Below are 26,850 nucleotides of genomic sequence, written 5' to 3'. Positions count from 1 at the left end.
TCTTTATCAATTCAATCATTCAATGTTCGGCTAACCCTGCTGGGCCTATATCTTTTGAGGCACTCGGGTCAGGCTTAGTCAATCACCTCGGTTTCTGCTGGATTGTTATTACTCAAAACAATCTTATCGATTGAGCAAACCCGGTCCTGAGACAACGCAAATTTAATACACTCAAACACGTTTCGGGCACTCAGGTATCTCAATTGCGTATGTGATCTGCGCTCATTCCATTGAACGTCATCTAACGGCGATGGATTATCAAAGTTAGGCGGATACACCGAAATTACGCGCACCCCTTGCCCTTTCATACGTTGGCGAAGCCTGTCCGCAAAAGTGGATTGAGCTGACTTAGCCGCACTAAATGCTTCGCTGGCGATCGAGTGTATATTGTTGTTTAAGCTAGCTGTACTATTAACAAAAATGATGTCGGGTGATTTCGAGTTTTTGAGCAATGGCAGGAAATGTTTAGTCATCAGGACACTGCCTGTAGCGGTTGAATTTATCGTTTCAACTATGTCTTCGTCATCAACATCAGTAAGATGGCCCTCAAGCCAGTAAGATGCATTGTTAATGAGAATGTCAATGTCATCTGATATTTCCCGAACGTCATGTGCAAACTTTTCGATCTCGGCAGGATTGCTAACATTCACCTGAAATGTCGATATTTTTACACCTGGGACCACTTCCCTGACCAGCTTAGCGGTCGCGTTAACCTTCTCGAGCGTCCTGGCAGACAAAAAAAGTTCAGCGCCCATCTGCGCAAACAGTATAGACAGAGTTTGTCCAAAGTCCGGGCTTGCACCCGTAATCACAACCTTTTTATTCTCAAAATTCATTCGTTCTTTCCTGGTTAAATGAAATAAAGCAAGCTCACCCCTGCGCGCGGAGCAAGACATATTCGGTTCTTGTTATCGTTCCATAGAGGTGACAAACACCTGATTTGTATCATAAAAGATATCCGCATAAAACAGCTCAGCGTTAAACCGATACACTTAAGTAATATATTAATAAAATACGGGTTTTCCTGGGTTCCTGGCGAATTAAGTACATCAGATACACTTTTGATCGTCATGCAAAGACCAACAATAAAATACTGTTCAGGGTCTTTCTGAATCTATTCGGCTAAACATGACGGGCTGCAAAGGAACATTGACTACCAACCTACACAAATAACAGGGCCAGAATCATTACTCACACCTTTGTAGTAAAAATAAAACGGCCAGCTCAGATTAACACATCTGACTTGTACCTTTTTCAGATCTTTCACAAACTTGGTTCAGGTGCTTAAAAACGTTGATTGAATTCCTGTGTTTGTCAATGAAGATGCCATCCAGGCTGGTATGACTTTACGCTGTATTTTTGTTGATAATAAGAGACTTTGAAATTAAGTACTCATAAATCACTTTAAAGTATCTGAATACCATGTTACTTTTTCATGGATTATTCGTAATACTTTTTTCACAATGCGTATTTCGTACTGCAGGTATTCTGTGTATTTTACAGTGTCGTTACCCTGTGTTTCCTAACAAATAGACAGAGGCATGGACTATGAGAACAAACGATGAACTGGTTAAGTTAGCCTTTAAAAGCGGATATTTACAAGGCGCATCTAACACCCGGCAAGGTATTCACATCAAGCTGGAAGAAGTACAAAATCAATTTCTTAAAAAACTCAAGGAGGAGCATACAGCCACAAAAAGCGCTTAATTTATTACAGCAACAAAGGGCAAAGCCAGTCGCCTGATCCTGAGCTTTTAAGAATGTAACACTGTGCACTTTTCAGTACCAGGTATATAAAACAGCTCAATGGCACCTTTAAGTGCTAACAGCACCAAAGTTTAACAATACAGCGTCGGGCTTTTCTCGTTATATTTGCTATTGCCAAAACAATATTTTATGACCATCTAAGCGCTTTTTCACCCAATATCCAGATTCTATCTCAGCTTAGGTGATTACTTTTTGCGCTAGATCAATAAATGTGCACTTACTGCATCGGCACATTAAAAATTATGACTGCATCAGGCGGGACTTAAGTCCGCGCCCACCATCTCAATGACGTGACTCATCACTGTGTATTTCTGTCACGAAACGCGGCTATGTCCAATCATCTATTGATACGCTGGATGCATGCCGCTTGCTAACATATGGTCTGTATAAAAACGAAGGCGAGTTTGCTCTTTGCCAGAGAACAGTGTGGGCTAACATGTTGTAAAATCTCTTATTTACCAAAGTTAAAGTGGGTTATGTACCAATCTCGCCTTGCCTGTCGTTGACAATGCAAGCACCACTAGTGCTTTTTCTAATCCAACTCAGCCGAACATACGCCAGCCATCTTCTTTAATGAAGAATGAGCCTATGGTTTTTCTCAATGTGTTACATGTTTTAATACCATGCATTTTTCGGCAGTTAAAAACACAGAGGTCGCCCTCACTGGGATTGATTTCTATGCTGCTGTATTGACCCAAAAAAGCCAAAGCCTTGTCTTTGTCTTTGTCGTACAGCGCTGAAAACTCATCCACTTCACCGAGACTTGCCGGCAAATAATCCCACATCGTAAACCCAGCGCAATTCGTTGCATTTTGTACGGTAAGAAAAGCCGCCGTTTGCGGGTACCTTTCTTTTACAGGCCAGAACTTACTGGCACGAGCATAGGAAATAGAATTCGCATACGGTGCAGAACTGAAATGTTTTTCAGTCGACGGTGGATACTCATATCGAGAGGCTATAAGCATTTCCAGATCCTGCTCTACCTCCAGTGCTCTGGCATTTAACTCTCGTTCAAAAAATGTAAAGTAAGGAGTTTGCCTGAGTGTGGAGTTGACAGCCTTAGCAGAATCAAAATACAACTGCGACCTTGCCTCATATTCATCATCTGACGCCTTTTGTAATTTGCCAAGCCTCATCCCTATAGTATTAACGTCAGCTGAATACGTGTTGTCTCCTATACCTTGTGCAGCGTGCTTTTCCCACCAAAAATCAACACTGTCCTGTGCTTCAACGCGTAGTAATACTACGTCAAACTCACCATCATGAACGTCATTAAAAGCATCCTCTAAAGTTAAAATGTCAACTCTTTCCGCCCCTGCAATATCAAACATTCTTGCTAAATATTTTCTCTTCATTCCCTCAACCCCTTTTTAATCAAACGGCTATCATCTTTACATACTGGGCGTCTAGCAAGCTTAGAGTATACGTTTGCCTATACATCCAGCAGTCCCTTTTGACGGCGCATATCTCCAGATCTCACGGGTGAGATCTGGAGATATGCAACAATTTTCCCACATCCACTGCATAAACTACGTAAATAGGATTAATATAAACTGTACATAACTTTTCACACCCCCAAGTTCCAGCGAAACAAGATAACGCATCGAGACGGCAACATTTGGTACCTGATCGCTTAAAGCAGCCCGGATCTGTGTTCAAGTTATGACGTAGTATTTATCTAAATTAAAGCTTCAAGCAAATATGCTTGGTAGAGATACAAGAAGTAAAAAAACCAAATTGCTGCCCAAAATGAGCTGTATGTTTTTCGAACAGAAACGGTTTAATACAGTAATACTTGGGGAGCTAGTCTTTATCAAGTTAGACATTTGTCTTATTGCAATGGTTATGTTCTATACGCGGTGATTTACAAAATGCACTCAACCCCCCAAAAACGGCAACAGCCTCATTAAGGATAAAGGCTAGTTTTAGAATAAACCCAGATGAATTCAACGCTGAGGCTGATCTTGATTTAGATACTTGCTTAATTGGATCAATGCGGAAGAAATACTCGCGTGATCTTCCCAGTCCAAGTCTTGCCAGTTAACACCACAATCAATTTTTGTAACATCATTTGTAAGCAAAGTCTTCAGGGCCGAAGCTGAACGAATTGGCTCGAGCTTATAAATATCACTCGCGGGTTTACGGATCTGATGCTTGCCTGTTACCCGGGCATAAATTGATTCCGAAATGGTTTGCTTATCCAGCGCATTAAGCGCTTTCTTACCATGTGTTTGTTTATATTCAGACTCAACAGAAGTGACTATTTTTTTTGCTTTTCGAAAAGATAACGAGCAGCCTTCTTCGTAAGCTCTGAGCACGCTCGGATAGCGAGTCAACACATTGTAATTATCATAGGCCCCCATAGAGATACCCAGATTTGCAGCCACTTCCTTAATGGTGAGTGCTTTATGCCCGGCGGATTTACGTGCTTTGTTCAGTGCGTTAATCTCGCTCAATGCATTTTGAAACGCCTGTAACTTACCATATTGCGGTAAGTCTTCACGACTCGCGTTTTCCTGGAATTGCTTAACCTTAGTAAACAATGGTCTGCGATCATATACCTTGAACTGCTCATAAGAGTCGTACCCTTTTGCATACACCAATGCAAAAAATCGCCTGTGCCCGGTCAATATTTGAAAGTCCCCATTTTCAATAGGGTAGATCGTTGGCACCTGAATCATTTCACATACTGCAATGTTGTCACCCAACTCAACTATTGTGTCTATGCTTTTTTGCGCTTTGCTCCATTCAAAGGAGCCATATTTCATACAGTTTATAATGCAATTTTTACCAACAATGACACGTTCTTCAGCTTCATACTTTTCCACGAGTTGTCGCTTGGAGAGTCGCTTTTCGATGAACAACTTAGCATCTTCATCTGATATTAATGCGCAAGGCAAAAAGCGGCCGTTAGTTGGATCTGGTTTTACTTTACTGAGAAATACAGTTTGGTACTCAAAAGATTCTCGATGCAGCGGGTCTTGGCTGTTTACTACACTTACAAATATTTTTTCCATTTTATTCATTGCTGTCTATACCTGTAAAAAGCACGTTTTTCGTTTAACAAAGAAACGCAAGCAAGAACGACTCTAAGGAGACCATGTTCAATGGCGGTGCGCCGTTCGTTTAGTTTATTATTATTATTTAACTTAGACACTGGGTAGAAAAATTCGCTTAAACTTACACACATACATAAGCATGCGATGTGCATTACTGTAAAACATTGATGCGTTCCTATCAACCTGAGTCAGTTTGCTCTGTTCATTACTAAAACAAATTCATAACATTTGAGGCAAAGGTATAGTCGTTGTCGCGGATTACTGCAAGCATGCTGATGCTTAGTACACACAACACTCCGCATCACATATGTATAAGTGTCTTAATAACCTGACAGGTGACTTAGCCTTGGCTTTGACAAAGTGACGGCATGTCTAATTAATGCCCAAACGCACGAGTGGGTGTTGCCTTTCTGATAAAAATCATTATAGTGGCAACCAAGTCGGCATATAGCGCAGCTTGGTAGCGCACTGTCATGGGGTGTCAGGGGTCGCAGGTTCAAATCCTGCTATGCCGACCATTCTTCTCCCCCTAAAATCTTTCTTTGTTCTTAGAAGTCATCCGAATCCAGTTTTATAATTTCTCATTTTTTAATGCCCAATATGACTAGGTCATTGATAACCATTAGTTGTTTCTAATAAAAGCCAAAGAGAAGCAAATAAAATTACTTAATGTCAAAAAACAAAACTCAAACACTGGTCACGCAACAAAAAAACTCAGCCTGATGATGCGCCACCCTACGTTGAGGGAGACATAAGACCCGTTACAATTCCCTCTATTACTATCTCTATTCAACTCTGCGGCGAACATGATTTATATCGAGTCAACCTTATCTGAGGCCTACCCTTGACTCCATCCTAATAACTCAACCTACCACATATCAAACTTGAGAAATGCCTTTGGCGTTCATCAAGTGCACAAAGACCATGCAAGCTCGGCAACGATTTATCTATTTGAGGCTAGCAGACACCTCACTTACCGTGACCTTCCCTCCCCGCCCATCATCTATCAAAGGTATTACTACCATTAAAAGAACGGTCGTGCTATAAATAGACTTAATGTAGTAGTGAGTAATATATGAGCAAAGGTAAACAGACCCGCGATAATATTTTAAGCGTCGCTTTTAAGTTAGCCAGTGAGAATGGCCTGGAAAGCCTGACGATAGGCGAGCTGGCTAAACAATGCGGTATGTCGAAAAGCGGCTTGTTTGCGCATTTCAATGCAAAAGAAAACTTGCAGGCAGCAGTTGTTGAATATGCCAACGAAATATTTATACAGCGAGTTATTGTGCCTGCCCGTGCTGACAAATGCACTTGTTATAAAGAAAAAATTACAGCGCTACTAAATCACTGGCTCAACTGGAATCAATCATTTCAGGGCAGTTGCATGTTCTTAGATGCCTGGCGCGAGAAATGCGTTAACCAAACACCTGCGCAACAAGTGCTCAAGCAGGCCATAGAAAGCTGGTTAAGTTATCTGAAAATTCAGATAGGAAAAGGCATAGAGAACAAGGAGTTTAGATCTGACTTAGATCCAATACAAGCCACTTTTGAGCTCTATGGGCTGTATTTGAGTGCACACTTGTATCACTCCATGTATGGACAGGATGAGAGTACAAAACGATTCTGGCTCGGTGTAGAGCGTTTAATACTAGACTGGCATGGAAGTGACTAACTCTAACACCTGCAGAGTAGAGTAAAACAGGATAAAACACTGGCTGATCACCTTCAGCCTTTTTTTGAACACATTAATAGCACGACCGTTCGTTTTAAAAGTTAACAAATTATGGTTGTCAGGTAGAGGAATAAATATGAGTGACAAAATTTACTTTAAATCAGACAGTAGATTTAATTTCAAAAAGCACATGCTCAATGTGATGACACGCGCGCATCACAGAGTCGCTCCCAGACACGCAGAGAAAACCGCAACTAAATTGCTGCTCACACCGGTGCGGGCAAAACCGAAAAATACAGTACCAAGTGATATGATTGAGGCGAGTATCCCCTCCCGAGAAGGCTTTCTTAAAACCTATCAGGTCGGCAGCGGGCCTGTTTGGGTATTAACTCATGGCTGGTCTGGCAGTGCCAATCAATTCTTCCCGTTAATGCAATACATCGCACAACAAGGTTATACCGCTTTGGCCTTTGATCACCCAGCGCACGGCAACAGCGAAGGCTCTATGGGCCACCTGCCCGCTTTTGTATCCGGGCTTGATACGGTGCTAAGTAGCACAAATGAAATTGAAGGTGTTATTGCGCACAGTATGGGCTGCGCTGCTGCAATTGAATGTAAACACCCTAAACTTAATAACAAGCCACTGCTGTTAATTGCACCTGTATTAGATTATGTCAGTAACCTGTTTGGCAGTATTGAACGTTCCGGCTATTCAATGCGCCTGTTTCGTTCTGTGGTCAGTAAAGTTGAAAGTGAGTACAACTATCCAATGGCATCAGTGGATCCATTTGAGAAATTAAAAAACAGAACATCTCCGTGTATTATCGTGCATGATAAATATGACAGGTTTGCACAGTTCACCGTATCTAAACGCGCAGCCACTGAAATGTCTGAGGTCAAACTGATAGAAACGCAGGGGCTGGGTCATGGTCGGATATTGCAAAGCGAGCAAGCACGAGAAGCGTTTGACGAATTGATATCGGCATAGACAATAAAACTTGCCCTGCCAGATGCTGCCTGTTTATGTGCGCAGGGCTATTAGGATAATGCTCTATTCTGATCCAGAGCACCTGACACAGCATCAACAAGCGCTCCCTAATTGGCTTTGTCTAGTTGTTTTTGCATACTGTCATAAGGCACTGGCTCACTATGATACTGCAATGCCTTTCCAGCTAAAACGGTGAGTAACGTCACTGACAATTGGCTTTAACGTCCAAAGCCGATGCCTGGTTATTTTCCCGGCAATTAAATTCAGACAATCCCTCACAAGCTTATTGCAAAGGGAAGGCTGATATTATTACCGTTTTATTTCCAACCCAGTAACCACTTTATCCATGACCAAAACGGTGAAGGCGGTGAAGGATCCCACTCTTCTACTTTTTGAGGTACTCCCCAATCCTTCACAAAGCCGACTGAATGCTCAATAATAAAATTGACCGTTTGTTCCTTTACTTCTTCATGGTACGCCGCCACTTCTTTAAAAATAGCCGCATCCGGGTTACTGATCGGGTTAAATGGACCAGTCCCTTTTATCTCCTTACCAGTGAAATTATCCACGTATCTGTAAAAGGCCGACGCATTATTTGGATTTTGGGTCATGTCCTTTAATTCAATTTGCCCAAGACGCCACTGTAACGACTGCCAGGCAGACAAGGTAATAAAGGCCACAAACTCATTCTTACGATCTTCATGATGTTTTTTATGAACATTGCGATTCAACAAGTCATGCCACCAACTTGCACGGATCACCATATTTCTATTCGCCAGCTCCAGTGCGCAAAATGGCACGATGTAGGGCAGCGCATAAAAAATCGCTTCTCCATCAACTTCGTCTGAGTCCCCTTTTTTAAGGCTTGACTGGATACTCTCGAACTTCTCAACAAACGTATCCGACAGGTTATTTAACTTGTTAAAGCGTTGCCCACCACGAAAATCATTGGCCTGCCTAAAGACTTCCGTCACCCCGTTGTAGTGACCTTTTATTTCATTCAATTTTGTTTCAAGGATACTTCTGTGAATGGCTTCATAAACACGCTCTTTTATTTCAGCCCAGATATCCAGTTTGCGTTCGGTCAGAACACCGATGATTGCCGAAAGCGCGCTACCAACATAGGGAATTGCAGAGATCCCGGCAAGGGCCAGGCCCCGTGCCATATCCTCAAACTTTTGCTCCACTTCACCTTCTGGTGCCGCGCCCAGCAACATTACCTCACCGTCTACCTTGAGTTCAAATTCAGGCCCTTGTCCATCAAAGTCCGGCTCCGGGCCCTCTGGTTTTTCATTGTCGTCTTGCATCAACATAACACTCTCCATATATTATCGTTTGAAATACAACCTGTAACATTCCACTGTTGAGTGTATATCGTGTCCATAGGTACAGCCACCTGACACAACCGGTGTACATTAAGTTTGTTTACTCATCATCTTTTTCATCCGTTAATACAGGACAATTCCTGGACTCTGAATAAATGTGAAAGCACGAATAAACACAATAATGACTGATGTTGTTTAGAAGGCCATGATGCTCAAAATACAGTTAGGCTTACATAAAGGTGAGGTTGATATAGGACGCTGTACTGTAAAGAGACAGTCCAACTTGTTTGCGAATAATGGGCTAACACAAGGAATGAATAAAGGTTTACTTTGAAACCATAAAGCCCGGACTTATCCGGGCTAAGCTGCCTTATCAACAGATGTATGCTGTCGGACAAAACACGGGAGCAGTGTGACACGCACCATAGTCTTTACTGTAAGCACTGGCACCACCTGCAATTTGATTGGTTTGCTGTGCATTGATGTTTTTGCCGGGACTGAGCGTTTTTAGTTTAACCTTTTTAAGTTTCATGTTGTTTCCTGTTGTAATGCTTTAATTGTTTAATCGACTGATGATGAAGTCACAATGATCTGACTGTGCTCATCAGTTAAACAATGTGTTTAAATTAGCAACAAATATCAAGCACTTTTACCCGCTTTATCTGTGTATTATTTTAGGTAATTGTTTTTTAAGTTGTTTGTTATATTGAACTTTTTTCACACAAACAATAATGACAGCGTTAGACTTTTGGACTAAGGGCTCCATTTAAGCACCATTAAAACAACGAAATCGTCGTTCGGCGTTCACAATCAAAACCTTATTCAAAAAGCGCCTTAAAGTAGTCCCACAGCCCCAAAGATTCGCCTGCAAAAATATCGATCCCGAGCCAGGATTTAAGCAGATAAAGCACAACAAAAACGAGACCGATTAAAACCAGCCCAACAATCAACAAACTAGCCAGGAAAACAATGGCCGCAGTAAAGCGTTCGGTGTTAGTCAGGCTGCGCCGGTTAACGCCGCCCAGGAAAACAATATAAAAACTCCAGGGTAAAAACGGTAACGCCAGTGTCGGCCTGAAATCAATGGCATGACCCCGCCAGTCCCGGGTATTAATGACCTTTTGCAGTGCTTTACGCTGTTTGTAGCTAAAGCTTGCCGCCACTTCGGGATCCATCTTGTTAAGCAGCTGCTTAACATGGGTATGCTGTTGATCAGAACGGTTACGCGTCATCAAGCCTCCAGAGCCACCGGTTCACAAGGAGCTGAAACGGTCACTGATTCAAAGTAAGCAATAAGAACACATGACCTCAACAGCCCTGTCATATGCTTTGCCATAGTTTCTTTAAGTTTAGACACTGATGTGACGCCATCAACAGCCTAATCAGGTAAAAGGATTAAAACTGACTTTTACCCACCGCGAATAAGTAAAGTTTGAAACCCGAGAGTTCGTGTAACGACATGCAAACCTGTAACTCCCCCACAAGCTTTACCAACTTGAACTCAACCAATGAAGATGTAAGACTTAATTACACAAAGGAGAGCGAAACTAAAAGCATGGTGCATTCATCTATACCAACTCCGGTATACGCTGGCAGGATGATATAAAGACACGATTGTCCGAGATGTGCTACTTACACAATTTTGTTCGACATAGCATCCACTAATTTTTGGAAACCCAAGCGATTTGTGCATTACAAAGTAAAAAATGCAGACGAGAATCACTTCTCCATTATGCAAAATTAAAAGTCTAGGCAGTAGAAAAGAAGAATTTTTTAAACGGAGCTTTTAAAATGTTCGAAATCTATCCACAAACTTACTACATTATTATTTTTCTTTTATTTTCAGTAACACTTTGGTTTCTCACTCCATGGATAATTAAAATAAGAACTATAAACACAAGGTTCTGGATTTTCGCCGATGCTTTGTGGATATCAGCAAGTGTAGTCGCGCTATCTTTAAAACTATACCTTTCAGAAGTTAACCAAGAAGTAAAACTGTTCAAAGATGTTATAAAAAGCTACAAAGAACATAATTCAAGATACCAAGAAAAGGTGCAAGAATTAACAAAGTTATGCAACAAGCAAGTTATTAAAGAAAAGCATATTGAGTTAGAAGTGGAAATAAGACATATATATAGATTTTGTAATAGATTTTCCGTTCTAGTAAAAAAACTTGAAAGAAAGTATGCACCAAGGATTTCCGGATTCACAAATAAAATCCCTGCTAAAAATATCATTATCAATAAAGAAAACAAAAACAACTTTAGCGGTTACTCAACAGAAATACATATGAGACCTGAGGTAAAGTATATTTCTGTAGAGCCTTTTTCAGAAACATTTCAGAACTTCTACAAAGAAGCCGGTAAGATTAAGTTTGAACATGACGACAGCTATATCTCAACTTCAGCTGGTCTAAACCATATCGAGTATAGAGGGCTGAACTTTACGGGAAAACCGATACAGTTTTTTATTAAAGTTGCAGATGACCTGCATATTGGATGGGAAACTCCTTATGCAAAGATTACAGACTTTCCGACTATTGGAAAAGGGCCTGAGTTACATAAGTACTACTATGAGAATCTCTACGAAATGCTTATATCATTTTCTCAATTATTGGTTTCATCAAATTATTTAGAAAAGCACTCAAAAAAAGTCGACTCGAGGGTTTTACCAAGTTTTGACCGCTACATATATAAAAACAAGGATGGTTACCTAATAAGTTCACTATATATACTTTGGATTTTTTCTGCAGCTTTAAGGCTAAGCAAAGTACGCTATGACTGGATTAAGGCAAAACCGAAAAAGTAAATCCGTTCACTTTAATCTGTCAATGCGCAGGAACTTAGCCATATAATGCTTAAGACTGAGGTTCAGCCACATACATCCACAAAGCTGGCTAACAGAATGAATCATCTGTGACTTTGTTGGTGTGCTGCATGGGATAACTACACTATATTTACCATCGACTAAAGTGCGTTGGTTCAGCATACTTTTCATTTTTTGGTGATCGGGTGCGGATTATATTGTTGGTTATAGAGTTCTCCGGTGGCATAGCCCAGACCACATTGTCAAAGTCCAGGCCTTCCCAAGGGAACCACCCTATTCCGTTTACTCTCAGCCCGCCACTATGAGACAATGACGGCAACAACTTAGATTTACAGAATTTTTGAGTTTGTACTCAGCCTAAACCATTGCTGCGAGCAAGCTGCACCTTATTTACACTTCACTTAGGCACTCAAAAGACAAACTCTGAATAGCAGCCTGCTGCCCTTAATAAGAATAACAGGTTGATAGAAATAGGATTTAAAGCCTGATGGCGACACAAGAATTGACTGATAATATCCCGACAATTTACTGGCACGATTACGAAACTTGGGGTGCCAGCCCGCAAAAAGACCGGCCGAGTCAGTTTGCCGGGATCCGCACTGACCTGGACTTAAATATCATTGGTGAGCCACTGATTGAGTATTGTCGCCCGGCGGCGGATTATTTGCCTCAGCCGGAGGCGTGTCTGGTGACCGGGATCACGCCGCAACATGCGCTTAAGCATGGTTTACCGGAAAGTGAGTTCATGGCGAAAATTCACACCGAATTCAGTAAGCCCAATACCTGTGTCGCTGGGTATAACAGCATCCGGTTCGATGATGAAGTAACCCGTTACAGCCTGTATCGTAACTTTTATGACCCGTATGAGCGCGAGTGGCAAAATGGAAACAGCCGCTGGGATATCATAGATTTGGTGCGTGCCTGTTATGCCCTGCGCCCTGAAGGCATTGTGTGGCCAGAAAAAGAAGATGGCACGCCCAGCTTTCGTCTGGAAGATCTCACCAAAGCCAATGGCATTGAACACGCTGATGCGCACGATGCACTGAGCGATGTCACCGCAACCATCGCGCTGGCAAAATTAATCAAAGAAAAACAGCCAAAGCTGTATCAGTTTTTCTTCTCACTGCGCGGCAAAAAAGCACTGGCCGATCTGATTGATGTGTTTAATATGCAGCCGCTGGTGCATACATCTTCGCGTATTCCGGCCACTCAGGGTTGCACGAGCTGGATTGCACCGATGAGCTTTCACCCGGTCAATAAAAATGCCGTGGTGTGCTTTAACCTGACCAACGATCCACAGGTCCTGCTGGACCTGTCGGTAGAAGAATTACGGGCGCGCTTATATACCAAGCACAGTGACTTAGGCGAAGATGAGCTGCCGGTTGGTCTGAAACTGGTTCACCTGAACAAATGTCCGATATTAGCTCCGGCTAAAACGCTGTTGCCGGAGAACGCAGCACGCCTGGGCATTGACCGCGAACAGTGCCTGGAAAATCTAAAAGTGCTGAAATCAAACCCTGAGCTGCGCAACAAGGTGGCTGAAGTGTTTAATGATCAGGGCGACTTTAGCGACACCACCAACCCCGACTATCAGCTATATAACGGCTTTATCAGTAAAGCTGACAAAGCCAAACTGGCCATTGTACGCAGTGCACCGCCTCATGAATTAGGGTCGCTGGCGCTGGAATTTGAAGACCCTAAGTTCCACACCCTGCTGTTTCGTTATCGCGCCAGAAACTGGCCGGAGAGTCTCTCTGAAAACGAATTAGACCAGTGGCGTAAATACTGTCAGAACAAACTGATGCACGGCGAAGATAATCCGTCTATTAATGCTCAGGACTTTATGATCACGCTGGAAAACCTGGTGTACGAACATGAAGGGAATGAGAAGAATTTGGCAGTACTCAAAGCGCTCTACCACTACGCTCAGAGCCTCTAAGCTAACCCGTTAAAAAGGCGGTAATTTATCACCGCCCTCTTCCGTTACAAACTTTCCTGATAAACCTTTAGGGCTTGCTCCAGATCGGCAATCAGGTCTTCCACATCTTCCAGACCGATATGTAAACGGATCACAGGGCCATGCTGCCAGCCAGTAGTGCTTCGCAATGGCGCCATGCTAGCGTTAGCCGTAACCAGGCTCTCAAAGCCGCCCCAGGAAAAGCCCATCTTAAAGTGATGCAGACTGTCGAGGAAACGGTTAATGGCTTTACGATGTCCCTGTTTCATGACGACAGAGAACAAGCCATTGCTGCCGCTAAAGTCACGTTTAAAGAACTCATGCCCGGGACAACTTTTTAAGGCTGGGTGGCGTACATGATCAACCAGCGGGTGGCCCGCCAGCCAGTTGGCAACCTGCAATGCCGATTTCTCATGCTGCTGTAAACGCACCGGCATAGTTCGCAAGCCGCGCAATGCCAGATAAGCATCGTCTGCCGAGGTACATTGACCCAGCAGATAGGAATTTTCGCGCAGTGTTGGCCACAGGGTTTCGTTGGCAACAGCTACACCCATCATGACATCTGAATGACCAACAATATATTTGGTGGCAGCCTGAATACTGATATCGACCCCATGCTCAAGCGGGCGATAATGCCAGCCATTACCATAGGTGTTATCCAGCATAGTAATGAGGCCCTTTGCCTTGGCCACTTTAACCAGGCTGGGCACGTCTTGTACTTCCATCGTGATAGAGCCCGGAGATTCCAGGAACAGGACTTTGGTGTTGTCCTGGATCAGAGACTCTATATCTGCGCCAACCAGAGGATCATAGTAAGTTGTTGTGATGCCAAGTCCGGAAAGGATCTTGTCACAAAAATCACGCGTTGGTTCGTACGCAGTGTCCACCATTAACAGATGATCACCGGTTTTCAAAAATGACAACAAAGCTTGTGAAATTGCAGCTGCCCCTGAGGGATACAGCGCACAACCCGCGCCATTTTCCAGCTCCATAATGGCGTCTTGCAATGCAAAATGGGTATTGGTGCCACGACGCCCGTAAAATAAGGTTCGCTTGCCGCGCTCGGAAATGGCTTCCTGCATATCAGCAACGGAATCAAAAACAACTGTCGACGCGCGTTGTACAACCGGGTTAACAACCCCTTTGGTATACTGGGATTTGCGGCCTACAGCCACCAGTTTGGTATTCTTCTTCATAAAGTGCTCAATTTTGGACTAGATGCATCATTGCTGACGCCAGTATTCAATCAGATATCGGGAGATAGAGTCTTTTCGGGTAAGTTTATATCCCGGCGCATCGTCTCCCCACTCGGCAAAACCGTCGAGATCTTCCCGGGAAAACCAGTGTGCCTGCTCCAGTTCATCCTGCTCAACAAAGATTTCGGTACTTTTTGCTGTTGCAATAAAGCCTAGCATAATAGACGACGGAAATGGCCAGGGTTGTGAAGCAAGGTAGCGCACCTGATCAACGTCAACCCCCGCTTCTTCTTTTACTTCACGGATAACGGCTCGTTCAAGCGTTTCACCCGGGTCAACAAACCCGGCCAAGGTCGAGTACACGCCGTCAGGCCACTGAGCCTGACGACCGAGTAAACAACGCTCAACCCCATCAGGAAAGGTATAAGTAACCAGCATAATCACAGCAGGGTCGGTACGCGGAAACGTCATATGACGGCATTCCGGGTCGTTACACAAACGCGCATGCCCGGCTTCAACAGAACGATTTGGGCTACCGCAGCGGCCACAAAAGCGGTGCGTTTTATGCCAGTAGCATAACCCTCGCGCTAACACGCCCACAGAGGCCAGTTCAACATCCAGCTTGGGACCAATAGTCCGCATGTCTTCAAAATGAAAAGCCTGTTGATCGACGTGTTCTTCAAAACTCACATCAATGCAGCCCTGCAGCAGCTCTTGCTCCACCTCGCTTACATCAAGTGCAAAATAGCTATGTGTATCGTCAATACCTAAAAAAACAGCTTCTGCACGGTCTAGTGTGGCAATCTGCGACTGAGATAACAGTGCCAATTCACGCTTTTCACTCACAATCAGATTTTTATTATTCCACACCAATAACCAGCGGCTTTTTTCGCCATATTGGCCCAACAGCCAATTAGGGTCTTTACGTTCAGCCGAGGCCCGATCCAGGTTCATTTGCGTGTAGTGCAGCACGACGTTCATCCTTTTCTTGTTCTTTGAGGACACGCTAACATAGCTGGGCCGAATGCCAATAGCTTTGCGGCAAAAAAAAAGCCCTTACGGGCTTGAACTACAGTGTGATATCACACTACAGAGAGGCAAGATATTCCTGAAGCTTTTGGTTTTCAGCTTCAATATGCTTATAGAATTCGATGTCTTTTAGTTTACTGGCCGCACCTTCATCTAACACAATAACGGCGTGACGGTGCATTTGCAGTGCCGACGCAGGACATGCGGCAGTTAACGGCCCTTCTATCATGGCGTGCACGGCGTCCGCTTTATTTTCGCCAGTCGCAAGCAACACGACTTTACGTGCGTCCAGGATAGTCCCGATCCCCATAGTGATTGATAAATGAGGCTGGTACTCGTCGGCCGCAAAGAAGCGTGCATTATCGTCAATGGTTGCCTTAGTCAGAGTTTTGACCCGAGTACGTGATGTCAGGCCTGAAGAAGGCTCATTGAAACCAATGTGGCCATTACGACCAATACCCAAGAGCTGAACGTCAATACCGCCCGCGGCGCTGATCTGTACTTCATATTCTTTGCAGGCTTCAATTGGGTTTTTAGCATCACCCGGCGGAACATGCGTATTATCTTTGTTAATGTCTACATGATTGAACAGCTGTTCATTCATAAAATAGCGATAGCTTTGCGGGTGCTCGCCATCCAACCCAAGGTATTCATCCAGATTAAACGTTTTTGCTTTGCTGAAGCTCACCGAACCCGCTTCGTTACGACGGATAAGTTCCTGATACAAAGCAACGGGCGTTGACCCTGTGGCAAGTCCCAATACAGAGCCTGCGTTACGTGCTAACTGTTGAGTGAAAATATCGGCACCATATGCCGCAACTTCTGCTGCGTTTTTTAGAATTACTATTTGCATAATGTAAGGCTCAAGGTTGTGAACAAACAGGAAAAATGGGATCTGAACCTTGCTTTGCGTGCAATCAAAACAAGGTCAGATCAAACCTAACTGGGATACACTGTTTAGGTTATTACCATTATGACAACGCTGTCATTATTAGAGAAAAAAGCGCGCTTGTAAAGTAAAAGTGATAAAAAAATGTACTTTTTTTATAGCCAAATAAAAATGGCCCTTACAACGGGCCATTTTGAGTTTGCTAACTAAATATTGGAGTTAGTATGTTTTGCGTTATTACACACTAACAATGATCTTACGCTTGTACATCCAGTGTAATACCAGAAGCTGAACCGCCAGCAGAGCACATACACTGACCAATGCCTGCCAGTGCGCAGGCACAGCATTAATAATACCGCCAAATACACTGCGGCTAATAAAGGCCCAGTCGACCAGACTCGAGGCCAGATAAATAATGATAGAGTTGGCGCCAATAATCACGAATGGATAAGCCAGTTTTTGACCATTGAGTATATCTACCAGGGTAAAGAAAACGGCAAGAAAAATCGCGCTCCAGCCCACGGTGACCAGCACAAAAGAACTCGTCCATAACTCTTTGTTAACCGGGAATTGTAAATCCCATAGCCAGCCTAACGCCAGGCTGACGATACCAGCGACAAACAAACGCCCTGCTACCTGCCACTGTCCGAGTTTATCCGATTGAGCTATCAGCTGGCCTGCAAACACGCCCGCTATCGCATTAACGATGGCAGGAAAGCTGGACAAAATCCCCTCCGGATCAACCGGACGGTTTTGATAGGTAATCCCGGGTAACAGTGCCTGATCGACCCAAGCATTCCAGCTGCCTGCCGGTGTGAGTTCACCAGCACTGCCACCAGGGACCGGAATAAAGCAAAGTAGCAACCAGTAGGCCAGCAAAATACCCACGCCTGTAAAAGCTGTGGTCTTCAAACTACAATGCCATACCAGCATGGCACAGAAAAACCACGCAATAGCAATCCGCCCAAGCACACTGGCATACCGGATCTCACCGAGATCAGCAGGTATACCTGTTCCCCAGCCATGATTATATAGCACCCCAAATAGGCACAGTAAGCCAAGTCGCTTAATCGCTTTTATGTAAATGGGTTTACGCTCTGCCATTGGCAGGTGGTCAATGCGCTTGGGTCTGAGTCCCATTGCCACACCTGACAAAAAGATGAACAAGGGAAATATCAGGTCGTAAAAAGTGAAACCATGCCAGGCACTGTGGAGCGTTTGGGCTTCAAATATCTTCCACCCCTGCCAGCCGGTTAAAACAAACAATGCGGCAAATATGGACTGACCACCGAGGATCCAGAACATATCCATACCGCGTAAAGCATCGAGTGATGCCAGTCTTTTCTTATTATTTGACATAGTTACAGCCTACACAAACAAAAAATCCCCGCTAAACTGCAGCGGGGTTTTTTACCCAGGGAAAATTATACGCGTTGCCCGTTAATAAAAGTCTGCAACACATGAAGATCGTCATCGAGCACAACAAAGTCGGCATCAGCGTCGTCGATAAGGCGCCCTTTAGTTGCCAATCCCAAATATTGTGCTGGGTATAAAGAAGCCATCCGCAGCGCTTCTGACAAGGTAACATCTAGCGTATTGACACTATTGCGCACCGCACTGGCCATGTCCAAAACACTGCCGGCCAACTCACCTGTGGTCGAATTTAATCTGTCACCCGTGCGGATCACCTTACGGCCATCGAAAAAGTCAAACTCCTGATCATCGGTGCCCACAGGAGGCATAGCATCAGTTACCAGCATGATTTTACCGCGCTGTTTACTACGAATAGCCAGTTTTGCCGACGCAGGATGGACATGGTGACCGTCAACGATCAGACCACACCAGGCATTGTCTTCCCACAATGCAGCACCTACGACACCGGGTTCACGTGAGGTATACGCCGACATAGCATTGAACAAATGAGTGAAGCCATCAGCCCCTGCTTCCAATGCAGCCATGGTGGTTTCAAAGTCAGCATTAGAATGACCAATCGACACTTTCACGCCCAGTTCAACCAGACGTTTGATGTCACTCAGAGGCACAGTTTCCGGTGCCAGAGTCACCATCTTGATCCCTAAATCTGTACGGGCATAAATAGCAAATTCACGCTCTGAGATAGGACGAATAAATTGCTCGCTGTGTGTTCCCTTCTTTGGGTGGGACAGATGTGGACCTTCAAAATGGATCCCGGCAACACCAGGTTCTTTACGGGCAATGGCCTCTGCAACAGCATCTGCGGCTTGCTCCATAACGGCAATCTGATCGGTGATCAGCGTTGGCATCAGAGCGGTTGAACCAAACTGCGCATGTGCTGTGACAATGGTTGTCAGGCACGATAAGGTCGGATCAGCATTTAAAAAGCCACCGCCGCCGCCATTAACCTGAACGTCAATGAAACCTGGTACGGTAAGCCCTTCCAATCGCGTTACGTCACTGCTCGACGGGTGCGATTCAAATCTAAGTCTGCCATTGTCGACAACAAACTCAACATCGTTTTTAAATTGTGTGCCGTCAAACAAACGGCTGGCCAAAAATCTGTTCATATTTTATACCAAGTGCTCCGATTGACGTTGAATGCTTTGCATGGCGAAGTAAATAGCGCCCATTTCAGGCGGCTGCTTTGGCAGCTCTACTTGATTTGCCACTTCCGGATCTAACCACTGGCTAAGCGGCTCAGATAAACCACCAATCATTGAAAGCCTGGGCGGGTTGTTCTCCAGAAGTTTGCGCGCAAGGCGACTAACATAGTCAGCACCGGTTTTAACAATCTCCAAGGCAAGCGAGTCTCCACTTTTCGCTGCATCCAATACATAGCGCGCCAGTTTGGCGTAACTGCTAGATGGTTGCCCTGCCATTTGCTCAGCAATGCCCATCGCAGTATTGGTGTTGAAATGCTGTAAGAAAACCTGCGATAGCACTGTGTTTGGCCCTAACCCGTCCAAGTCCAACAATACGGCTTTTACCGCTTCCAGACCCATCCAGGAGCCACTGCCAATATCTCCCTGAGCAAAGCCATGTCCACCATAATTAGCACTTTTACCGTCCACCAGCACAAAGCCACAAGAGCCAGTTCCGGTGATAATCACAGCGCCATCTTCACCTTCATGTGCACCAATACACGCTGTATGCAAGTCGGTGGTCAGAAACATCTGTTTAAACGGGTGATCCCAGCGCATAATTTTGTCATATAAGCTAGGTAGATTAACGCCTGCAAGGCCTAAACCCGCATTGAGTTCATGTACCTGCTCTACTCTGAGTCCTGCGTCCTGCAATGCCAGTTGAGTAGAAACCATGATTGACTCTAAGGTTCTTTCAAATCCGTGCAGCGGATTCGCAGGACCGCCAAGACCAGTGCCTAGTACGCCATGTATTGCAGAGTATATGGTGGCACGGCATTTCGTTCCTCCACCATCGATACCTATATATAACTGGTCATGTTCAACCTGTTTAGCCATCATGTAGCGACCCCTAAAAGTGTGATTGGTGCCTCCTCATCCAAAGGCAACCAGTATTCAGTCATGTTGATTTGATGTTACACAACAAATGACAGCGTTGTCATTAAGTTTTTTATTATTTTTTCGCAGTGTGAAAAATTTTAATATTGCATACTTTTGCTTAATTGTCAGAAAAATTTTTGCAAGGAACTGAATATTGTCCTTTTTCTTCGACAAAATCCGGCATATTCAGATACAGAACATCAGCTTGATTTAATACCCATTTGATAAATGGCGTCGCCAATCCTGAGATGGTGACATCACAACGAGCGCCATGAGAAATTTTAACACTGTTTGCTACACGCCGACTCTCTACAACTGAAGACCGATTAATACAGAGTGCTACACAAGTATACTTCGAAACGCAAAACGGCGCTTTCGCGCCGTTTAATATGCCTGTCAGGCTCAACTCATCCCTATTGGTGATACACCCATTCGGATAAGCTAATCAGGGTTATTTAACGCCCAGCTCCTGAAGACGCTCTTGCAGATAACTATCAGCTGTATAGCGCTCAGACAGTACTACGTCAGGACGAGGATGCAGGAAAAGTGGCAGCGAGATGCGCGACTTATCACTGGCTTTACCCGTTGGGTTGATCACTCGGTGAATAGTAGACGGGAAATAACCACCAGACGCTTCTTGCAACATATCACCAATGTTAATGATCAGGTTGCCAAAGTCACACGGCACGTCTAACCAGCTGCCGTCTTGTCTTTGTACTTGCAGACCTGGCTCATTTGCTGCGGGTAGTACCGTCAAAAGGTTGATATCGCCATGTGCTGCTGCACGGATAGCACCTGGTTCTTCGTCACCTGTCATCGGCGGATAGTGTAAAACACGCAGTAGCGTTTGCTCAGAATCTTTGATCATGTCTTTTAGATCAATCGAGAACTTGGCACGCACATCTTCAGGCGCTTCGGCCTGTACCCAACTTAATAGCTGCGCCGCAAATTCATTTGCCAGACGGTAGTACTCACGAATTTCCGCGTCCAGCTGCGCTGGTACGCGACCTTTTGGATAAACGTGGAAGTACTCTTTAATATCTTTAATTGTGAAGCCCTTTGCAACTTCAGATACATCAGGCGGAAAATAGCCGTCTTGCGTTTCTTTATTAAATAAAAACGCGTGCTTTTCTTCTGAGTTAAAGAATTCTTGCCAGTTTTTATAGATAGACTCAACCAGTTCCTGAGGAATTGGGTGATTCTTTAGTACACCAAAGCCCGTAGAGCGCAGAGATTCAACAAATTGTTTCGCCGCGTCAGGCGCTTGATAGTCAACTGTAGGTAGCTGTTGCATAATGGTTCCACCGATATATTAACGTGACTTAAATTCAAAAAATTAACTGCAACTCGAACATTGAAAATTAACTTTTTGAATTAAGATAAAATCTTGCTCGCGAGCTTAGAGAAATACACCGCCGCAGATAAGGACTTATGTCCGCCCACTCCCTCAATAATCCCCCTGATTGACTCAGATCAAACTGCATCCACGGGCAAAGATATTTGCCACTCCAGACCATGCTGGTGATTGCGCACACTGTACGTGCCGTCCAAAGCATTAACAATCAAATTAGCCGCCACCGAAGCGCTCAGTCCCACATGGCCAGTGTTGCCTCTTTTTGTCGTCACAAAAGGTTTGAGCATGTCTTCTTCCGAAATCCCATCCAGCCCTAAGCCATTATCCTCACAGCTGATACTCAGTACCCCATCCTCTATTGAGATCACGATATTCACCTGAAGCGCACCCTCCTGGCGGCCATGAGATAGAGAATTGGCAATCAAAGTGTCTAATACCGATGCCACTAACCCACCATCAAACACTGCTACCTGGTTCTGATTGACAGCGACATGGACATCAACGGGTTTGTCCGACCAAGCACTGTGGACTTTGTCAGCAAGGTCGATCAGGTTCACTCGAGTCGGTGACACTGGACACTCTACCCGGGCAATCTGCTTCACCATAGAGACAAATTTTGCCACCCGAGTCAGGTTTTTCTGGCTTAACGCCAGGCTGGTGTCACATTGTGCCAGCTTATCTGCAAATACCTCCGGGTCGGCGCTATTGGTTTGCAAAGCTGATATGAGTTTATGCACCGTATCAGAACAATGGCTCACCGCAGTGATGGCCGTTCCCAGTGGCGTATTTATTTCATGGGCAACCCCTATAACCATTTCGTTCATGACTTGAGAAAGCTGCTGCTTAACCGCACTTTTTTGTGCATCCAGTAATTTTATTTGGGTATCAACTCTGGCGAGGATTTCGGCTGGAATAAAAGGCTTGGTGATATAATCGTTGCCGCCTGCGTGGAGTGCTTCGACTATCCAGTCGGTGTCGCTATGGACGCTGACAAAAATCACCGGGATATGACTAGTGTGTTTTTCCGTTTTCAGTATCTTACACAGTTCAATGCCTGACGTCCCAGGCATTTTTATATCCGTGATCACCAGCTCAGGTGGTTTACGCTTAATAATGTTTAAGGCTATTTCAGCATTTATCGCCGCCAGTACCGTATGTCCTTGCTGGCGCAGGATCAATTGCAGCATGTGCAGGTTTTCAGCAACATCATCAACCACCAAAATGTCTGCCATTCCTTTATCCTCCTCATTGCTTTGCACACTTTCAGTAAGCATAGCTTGAGAAATGGCCGCACGCGACTATGGTTACTATGTTAGTAAACTCAACGGTGTGGCGTATATATGGGTGTAAGATTTAGAGTAAATATCGTTTATTCGGTGATACTGTCGTTGTTGATTATTGCAGCCTTATTACTCCTTCTTAATTTTGCCAAAATAGCGCCCATTAATAAAAAGCTCGACAACCTTACTACCCTCAGCACTGTCTCATCCAGCCTCACAGCGCATGCGCAAAACCACACTGTTCAGCTTGCCCTATACCTGAATAAGTCGCAGCCCGATCAACTCGAAAAACTGGCCATATTCAGTACGTCCGATTTATCGCTCGTCACGGGTACACAGATCTCGCCAGATATCGCGCAGGCAAACCAGAATCCAGTCAGCCTGCTCGAGGCCATTTCCGCTCTGCCAGTTGAATCTTCGGCTGCTCAGCTTGCAACGCTGCATAGTGACCTGAAACAGCTTTTTATCCAGACCTATGCTGAGCTCAATCAACCAAGTTTAGTCGTTTCACCATTTAACTTGGCACATTATTACACAGAACTAAAGCACATAACGGCTGAGTTAGAGCAATTGAATGGGCTCTTCATGCAGCAAAGTCGACAACTGAGTGGTGATAAAGAGCGCATATTTATACAACTTAAGACACTCATTATCTGGGGTGTTGTATTGCTTGGCGCAGCAACGTTATTGGCCGCCTGGTGGAGCAATTTCGGACTGTTCGAGCCGCTGCAAAGGCTATATCTGGCTTTACACAATGCCAACCAAACGGGCAATACAAAATTACAACTCCCCGAACAACTTGGCACTGAGCTCAGTGGGCTGGCGAATGTTGTTGGAAAGATGCATGACAAACTTCACAATCGGATAGAAATCGCTAAATTACGAGAAATGTTTAATCAGGGGATCAGACATAGCCGTGATCCGGATGAATTGCGGCGCTTTGCTCTGGAGTTTTTTGCCATCCATTATGCCGCTCCCAGCGTGGCTATTTGTAACACAGATGAAAATACACTGATACCAATTCAAACCATTGGCTGCCCACCCTGTTTGGATGACCTGAGCATCCAATACGCTCAATTATGTCGTACATTAACACGCCAGAGTCTGGACGCTGGCAGCAGCGCCTTTGAAGTAAAAGCAGGTGCCGTAGTTATTTCAATAAAAAGCGCGGCACTGTATCCCTTGCTGGTTAACAACCAGCTCCGAGGCGCATTGTATATTGCCAGTGTTGAACACTTCGACTGTGAGCAACAAAGCAGTATCCAGCAGCTGTGCGAAGACCTCGCTATCCAGATACAGCTTTGTGAAAATGCCCAACAACAACTTGCAGCTGAAACAGCCCTGTCACAGCATCTTGAAATGATGCTGCACATTCTGAATGCCATTCCCAACCCCACTTATTATCGGGATATTCATGGCACCTTTTTAGGTGTTAACCGAGCATTTCTGGATTTTCTGGATCTGTTTGAAGCCGAAGTAACCGGTATGCGCATACAGGACGTGTTCGACGTTTACACCACAGGTTATCTGGAGCAAAAGTCTCGTTATACGATAGAGCAGCAGGCACAACATCAGTTTGAGCTGAAGCTGGAAAACGGTCAGCAGGAATCACGAGAGCTAATCGTTCATGAAGCCCCCTTCTTTGATGGGTTTAAAGAGGTTGGCGGTGTTGTGGGCACCTTTTTAGACATGACTGAACGTAATGAGCTGGAACGCAACATGCTCGCAGCCAAAGAGCTCGCTGACAAAAATGCCAAAGTAAAAAGTGAGTTTCTTGCCAATATGAGTCACGAGATTCGCTCCCCTATGAATGCCATTATAGGTATGGCGCACCTGGCGCTGAATACACAGCTTGATATCAAACAGCGCAGTTATGTTGAGAAAATTGACAATGCTGCTAAGCAGTTGCTTAAACTCCTGAATGACATTCTGGATTTCTCGAAAATCGAAGCGGGTAAAGTCGAAATTGAATCAACCCATTTTCAACTTGATAAGGTGCTGGATAATGTGGCAACTATCGTGGGCTTCAAGGCAGATGAAAAGCAACTGGAGTTAGTATTTGATGTTCATCCGGATGTGGCCAATGACTATATCGGCGACCCTCTGCGTATCAGTCAGGTGCTGATCAATCTGGCTGGTAATGCTGTGAAGTTCACGGAGCAAGGCCATGTCACCGTCAACATTAGCTATCAGAGTGAGGATGAACAAAGTGCCCGGCTGCTTTTCAGTGTCATTGATACCGGAATAGGGTTAAGCCAGGAGCAACAAACCCGGTTATTCCAATCATTTGCGCAGGCAGATACCTCCATTACCCGCAAATACGGCGGCACGGGTCTGGGGCTGACGATTTCACAACATCTGGTGAAACTAATGGGTGGCGAAATTTTTGTCGAGAGCGAACTGGGTAAAGGGTCTACGTTCTACTTTACCTTGCCGCTGCCCTTCGCAACCCCTACCCGTCTTTTGAGTCAGCCCGCTGAACACTTCAAAGATAAAATGGCGCTGGTAGTAGACGATAATGCCCTGGCACGCGAAGTGATGGCTGCAATGCTGAAAAAGTTTGGTATCGCTTCTAAGCTATTCTCTTCCGGTGATGCCTGTATCGAGTATGTACGGAATCAACAGCCGCACTTTGATATTGCGTTTATTGACTGGCACATGCCGCAAAAAGACGGCATTGATACCATTATGGAGTTACATGCCCAGTCTCCGGCAAGCCAATATGCCCTGGTCACCGCCTATGGACGGGAGCTGGGGCTGAAGGACGAACAAAAGCACATTATCTCCAGCATTCTGTTGAAACCCATTAACCCATCCAGCGTATTCGATTGCTTACAAGCCTGTCTGGCGCCTCAACCACAGCAGCTCAATACGAGTTGTCCAGCCCAAGATAGCAGGCTATCCGGATTAACCATCTTGGTAGCCGAAGATCAGCCGGTAAATCAGGAAATTGCGGTTGAGATCTTATCTTTCCATGGTGCAACGGTGGAGGTTGCCAATAATGGTCAGGAGGCGCTTAATGCGGTACAAAGTAGCGCATTTGATATTGTGCTGATGGACATGCAAATGCCGGTTATGGATGGACTCCAGGCAACACGTGCAATCGGTCAACTTACCAACACAGCCAAACCTCCCATTTTGGCCATGACGGCCAACGCCATGCAAGATGACATTCAGACCTGTCTGGATGCGGGGATGGTGGGTCACATTGCAAAACCTATCGATGTGGAGAATATGGTTGCGACCATCCTGGCCCATACCCAGAAACAGGAGCGAGATGACGGTAACCCGCTACCAGTCTCCGCAGAACGTCAAGATGACACAGTACAGAACACAGAAACCGAGGCAAGTACGTTTGACGGGATAGATATTGAAGCCGGTATTAACCGGGCAGCTGGCAACCGGGAGGTGTACTTCTCACTGCTTGAGAAGTTTGTTAAACAGCAGATAGAAGAGCTTATCAACCTCAAACAGGCCATCACGATAGGCAACACAGAGCTTGCGGAGCATATACTCCACGCACTGAAAGGCGCAAGTGCAAACTTATCTATGACCTTTCTGACTGGTCAATGCGCTGAGCTGGAATCTCAGCTTAAGGACGCTCGTTTCGACGGGACACAGATAGACAATTTGCTGGATTACATCAGAGGCTGTCATGCCCAGATTACTCATCATATTGAATCTGGTATTACACACGCTCAAAACGCAGCGGTGCAAAGCGCGGCGAACAGTACCTCAGACACTCACTCAGAGCCGGCTGAAGCACCTTTGATCGCGCTTGCTAAGGCGCTGAGAGAGTACGACTCATCAGCCACTGAATTAGTCGCATCACTGCACGACGACGCACCACTGCCTAGCGCTGTGTTAGATGAGTTAAAAGCGCTGATTACTCAGTATGAGTTTGAAAAAGCCCACTCTTTACTTGAGCCTTATGTGCCGCAGCAGGCCTTGTCAGGCAGCGCTGCGGTAGATTAGACAAGGCCTGTTGCCCAGAAAAGGTAAGGTGTTACT

20 protein-coding genes and 1 tRNA gene are annotated in these 26,850 nt (G+C 44.9%); 7 read left to right on the top strand and 14 right to left on the bottom strand.

The genetic code is table 11. The features are described from left to right. Positions 1 to 74 precede the first annotated feature (74 nt). Entirely contained in the window at positions 75 to 836 is a 762-nt protein-coding gene (locus CWC22_RS08770; protein WP_171045000.1) for an SDR family NAD(P)-dependent oxidoreductase, read from the bottom strand. Between the two features lie 712 nt (positions 837 to 1,548). Between CWC22_RS08770 and CWC22_RS08765 the strand changes: the two genes are divergently transcribed. Next, a complete protein-coding gene (locus CWC22_RS08765) occupies positions 1,549 to 1,707 on the top strand; it encodes a hypothetical protein (RefSeq protein WP_164517566.1) in 159 nt (52 codons plus the stop codon). A gap of 602 nt (positions 1,708 to 2,309) precedes the next feature. Here the strand turns inward: CWC22_RS08765 and CWC22_RS08760 are convergent. Both CWC22_RS08760 and CWC22_RS08755 read right to left on the bottom strand, forming a co-directional pair. Further along, complete coding sequence (locus CWC22_RS08760; protein ID WP_138536897.1) at positions 2,310 to 3,122, bottom strand: hypothetical protein; 813 nt, start codon at positions 3,120 to 3,122, stop codon at positions 2,310 to 2,312. A 591-nt stretch (positions 3,123 to 3,713) separates the two neighbouring features. Then, the gene (locus CWC22_RS08755) at positions 3,714 to 4,784 is read right to left on the bottom strand and encodes a hypothetical protein (RefSeq protein WP_326838535.1); all 1,071 of its coding nucleotides are present in this window, start codon (positions 4,782 to 4,784) and stop codon (positions 3,714 to 3,716) included. Between the two features lie 483 nt (positions 4,785 to 5,267). On the opposite strand from CWC22_RS08755, the gene CWC22_RS08750 reads away from it, so the two are divergent. From CWC22_RS08750 to CWC22_RS08740, 3 genes are all read left to right on the top strand, one after another. Next, positions 5,268 to 5,344: transfer RNA gene (locus CWC22_RS08750), tRNA-Pro, on the top strand. Between the two features lie 557 nt (positions 5,345 to 5,901). Further along, on the top strand, positions 5,902 to 6,498 hold the full coding sequence (locus CWC22_RS08745) for a TetR/AcrR family transcriptional regulator (protein ID WP_138536895.1): 597 nt from the start codon (positions 5,902 to 5,904) through the stop codon (positions 6,496 to 6,498). A 136-nt stretch (positions 6,499 to 6,634) separates the two neighbouring features. Then, positions 6,635 to 7,486, top strand: coding sequence for an alpha/beta hydrolase (locus CWC22_RS08740; RefSeq protein ID WP_138536893.1), 852 nt, complete (start codon positions 6,635 to 6,637; stop codon positions 7,484 to 7,486). 317 nt (positions 7,487 to 7,803) lie between these two features. Here CWC22_RS08740 and CWC22_RS08735 read toward each other — a convergent pair whose 3' ends face one another. The 3 genes from CWC22_RS08735 to CWC22_RS08725 all read right to left on the bottom strand — a co-directional run bounded on the left by CWC22_RS08735 (position 7,804) and on the right by CWC22_RS08725 (position 10,043). Further along, on the bottom strand, positions 7,804 to 8,799 hold the full coding sequence (locus CWC22_RS08735; protein WP_125561271.1) for a hypothetical protein: 996 nt from the start codon (positions 8,797 to 8,799) through the stop codon (positions 7,804 to 7,806). A 385-nt stretch (positions 8,800 to 9,184) separates the two neighbouring features. Continuing rightward, the gene (locus CWC22_RS08730; RefSeq protein WP_155946329.1) at positions 9,185 to 9,343 is read right to left on the bottom strand and encodes a hypothetical protein; all 159 of its coding nucleotides are present in this window, start codon (positions 9,341 to 9,343) and stop codon (positions 9,185 to 9,187) included. Between the two features lie 286 nt (positions 9,344 to 9,629). After that, complete coding sequence (locus CWC22_RS08725) at positions 9,630 to 10,043, bottom strand: hypothetical protein (protein WP_138536891.1); 414 nt, start codon at positions 10,041 to 10,043, stop codon at positions 9,630 to 9,632. 559 nt (positions 10,044 to 10,602) lie between these two features. Here CWC22_RS08725 and CWC22_RS08720 point away from each other — a divergent pair. After that, the gene (locus CWC22_RS08720; protein WP_138536889.1) at positions 10,603 to 11,619 is read left to right on the top strand and encodes a hypothetical protein; all 1,017 of its coding nucleotides are present in this window, start codon (positions 10,603 to 10,605) and stop codon (positions 11,617 to 11,619) included. 505 nt (positions 11,620 to 12,124) lie between these two features. Further along, positions 12,125 to 13,576 carry an exodeoxyribonuclease I gene (sbcB, locus tag CWC22_RS08715; protein WP_138536887.1) on the top strand — a complete coding sequence of 484 codons (1,452 nt, stop codon included), beginning with the start codon at positions 12,125 to 12,127 and terminating at the stop codon, positions 13,574 to 13,576. Positions 13,577 to 13,620: 44 nt separating this feature from the next. Here the strand turns inward: sbcB and CWC22_RS08710 are convergent, their stop codons facing one another. The 8 genes from CWC22_RS08710 to CWC22_RS08675 form a co-directional block, all read right to left on the bottom strand. After that, on the bottom strand, positions 13,621 to 14,790 hold the full coding sequence (locus CWC22_RS08710; RefSeq protein ID WP_049864572.1) for a cystathionine beta-lyase: 1,170 nt from the start codon (positions 14,788 to 14,790) through the stop codon (positions 13,621 to 13,623). A gap of 27 nt (positions 14,791 to 14,817) precedes the next feature. Further along, the gene (nudC, locus tag CWC22_RS08705; RefSeq protein WP_171045003.1) at positions 14,818 to 15,762 is read right to left on the bottom strand and encodes an NAD(+) diphosphatase; all 945 of its coding nucleotides are present in this window, start codon (positions 15,760 to 15,762) and stop codon (positions 14,818 to 14,820) included. Positions 15,763 to 15,877: 115 nt separating this feature from the next. Further along, positions 15,878 to 16,672: a glucosamine-6-phosphate deaminase gene (gene nagB / locus CWC22_RS08700; RefSeq protein WP_138536885.1), complete on the bottom strand. Its 795-nt coding sequence runs from the start codon at positions 16,670 to 16,672 to the stop codon at positions 15,878 to 15,880. A 273-nt stretch (positions 16,673 to 16,945) separates the two neighbouring features. Beyond that, on the bottom strand, positions 16,946 to 18,067 hold the full coding sequence (gene nagX / locus CWC22_RS08695; RefSeq protein ID WP_125561279.1) for a transmembrane glucosamine N-acetyltransferase NagX: 1,122 nt from the start codon (positions 18,065 to 18,067) through the stop codon (positions 16,946 to 16,948). A 65-nt stretch (positions 18,068 to 18,132) separates the two neighbouring features. Then, positions 18,133 to 19,251: an N-acetylglucosamine-6-phosphate deacetylase gene (gene nagA / locus CWC22_RS08690; protein WP_138536883.1), complete on the bottom strand. Its 1,119-nt coding sequence runs from the start codon at positions 19,249 to 19,251 to the stop codon at positions 18,133 to 18,135. Positions 19,252 to 19,254: 3 nt separating this feature from the next. Next, on the bottom strand, positions 19,255 to 20,166 hold the full coding sequence (nagK, locus tag CWC22_RS08685; RefSeq protein ID WP_138536881.1) for an N-acetylglucosamine kinase: 912 nt from the start codon (positions 20,164 to 20,166) through the stop codon (positions 19,255 to 19,257). Positions 20,167 to 20,656: 490 nt separating this feature from the next. Next, the gene (locus CWC22_RS08680; RefSeq protein WP_125561285.1) at positions 20,657 to 21,499 is read right to left on the bottom strand and encodes an isopenicillin N synthase family dioxygenase; all 843 of its coding nucleotides are present in this window, start codon (positions 21,497 to 21,499) and stop codon (positions 20,657 to 20,659) included. A 179-nt stretch (positions 21,500 to 21,678) separates the two neighbouring features. After that, positions 21,679 to 22,791, bottom strand: a complete 1,113-nt coding sequence (locus CWC22_RS08675; RefSeq protein ID WP_171044999.1) for a response regulator — start codon at positions 22,789 to 22,791, stop codon at positions 21,679 to 21,681. A gap of 108 nt (positions 22,792 to 22,899) precedes the next feature. On the opposite strand from CWC22_RS08675, the gene CWC22_RS08670 reads away from it, so the two are divergent. Beyond that, the gene (locus tag CWC22_RS08670; protein WP_138536877.1) at positions 22,900 to 26,814 is read left to right on the top strand and encodes a PAS domain-containing hybrid sensor histidine kinase/response regulator; all 3,915 of its coding nucleotides are present in this window, start codon (positions 22,900 to 22,902) and stop codon (positions 26,812 to 26,814) included. Positions 26,815 to 26,850: the final 36 nt, after the last annotated feature.

The organism is Pseudoalteromonas rubra (genome assembly GCF_005886805.2).
In the GTDB taxonomy this organism is placed as follows: Bacteria; Pseudomonadota; Gammaproteobacteria; order Enterobacterales; family Alteromonadaceae; genus Pseudoalteromonas; species Pseudoalteromonas rubra_D.
The sequence above is the reverse complement of the archived record's forward strand: the minus strand, read 5'-3'. Positions and strand labels throughout refer to the sequence as shown.

Coding starts and splice junctions, on each gene's coding strand:
- nagX (WP_125561279.1), bottom strand. CDS start 18,067: ATGTCAAATAATAAGAAAAGACTGGCATCACTCGATGCTTTACGCGGT.
- CWC22_RS08710 (WP_049864572.1), bottom strand. CDS start 14,790: ATGAAGAAGAATACCAAACTGGTGGCTGTAGGCCGCAAATCCCAGTAT.
- CWC22_RS08770 (WP_171045000.1), bottom strand. CDS start 836: ATGAATTTTGAGAATAAAAAGGTTGTGATTACGGGTGCAAGCCCGGAC.
- CWC22_RS08675 (WP_171044999.1), bottom strand. CDS start 22,791: ATGGCAGACATTTTGGTGGTTGATGATGTTGCTGAAAACCTGCACATG.
- CWC22_RS08735 (WP_125561271.1), bottom strand. CDS start 8,799: ATGTTGATGCAAGACGACAATGAAAAACCAGAGGGCCCGGAGCCGGAC.
- CWC22_RS08720 (WP_138536889.1), top strand. CDS start 10,603: ATGTTCGAAATCTATCCACAAACTTACTACATTATTATTTTTCTTTTA.
- CWC22_RS08765 (WP_164517566.1), top strand. CDS start 1,549: ATGAGAACAAACGATGAACTGGTTAAGTTAGCCTTTAAAAGCGGATAT.
- CWC22_RS08730 (WP_155946329.1), bottom strand. CDS start 9,343: ATGAAACTTAAAAAGGTTAAACTAAAAACGCTCAGTCCCGGCAAAAAC.
- CWC22_RS08740 (WP_138536893.1), top strand. CDS start 6,635: ATGAGTGACAAAATTTACTTTAAATCAGACAGTAGATTTAATTTCAAA.
- nagA (WP_138536883.1), bottom strand. CDS start 19,251: ATGAACAGATTTTTGGCCAGCCGTTTGTTTGACGGCACACAATTTAAA.
- CWC22_RS08670 (WP_138536877.1), top strand. CDS start 22,900: ATGGGTGTAAGATTTAGAGTAAATATCGTTTATTCGGTGATACTGTCG.
- nagK (WP_138536881.1), bottom strand. CDS start 20,166: ATGATGGCTAAACAGGTTGAACATGACCAGTTATATATAGGTATCGAT.
- nagB (WP_138536885.1), bottom strand. CDS start 16,672: ATGCAAATAGTAATTCTAAAAAACGCAGCAGAAGTTGCGGCATATGGT.
- CWC22_RS08760 (WP_138536897.1), bottom strand. CDS start 3,122: ATGAAGAGAAAATATTTAGCAAGAATGTTTGATATTGCAGGGGCGGAA.
- CWC22_RS08755 (WP_326838535.1), bottom strand. CDS start 4,784: ATGGAAAAAATATTTGTAAGTGTAGTAAACAGCCAAGACCCGCTGCAT.
- CWC22_RS08680 (WP_125561285.1), bottom strand. CDS start 21,499: ATGCAACAGCTACCTACAGTTGACTATCAAGCGCCTGACGCGGCGAAA.
- CWC22_RS08725 (WP_138536891.1), bottom strand. CDS start 10,043: ATGACGCGTAACCGTTCTGATCAACAGCATACCCATGTTAAGCAGCTG.
- CWC22_RS08745 (WP_138536895.1), top strand. CDS start 5,902: ATGAGCAAAGGTAAACAGACCCGCGATAATATTTTAAGCGTCGCTTTT.
- sbcB (WP_138536887.1), top strand. CDS start 12,125: ATGGCGACACAAGAATTGACTGATAATATCCCGACAATTTACTGGCAC.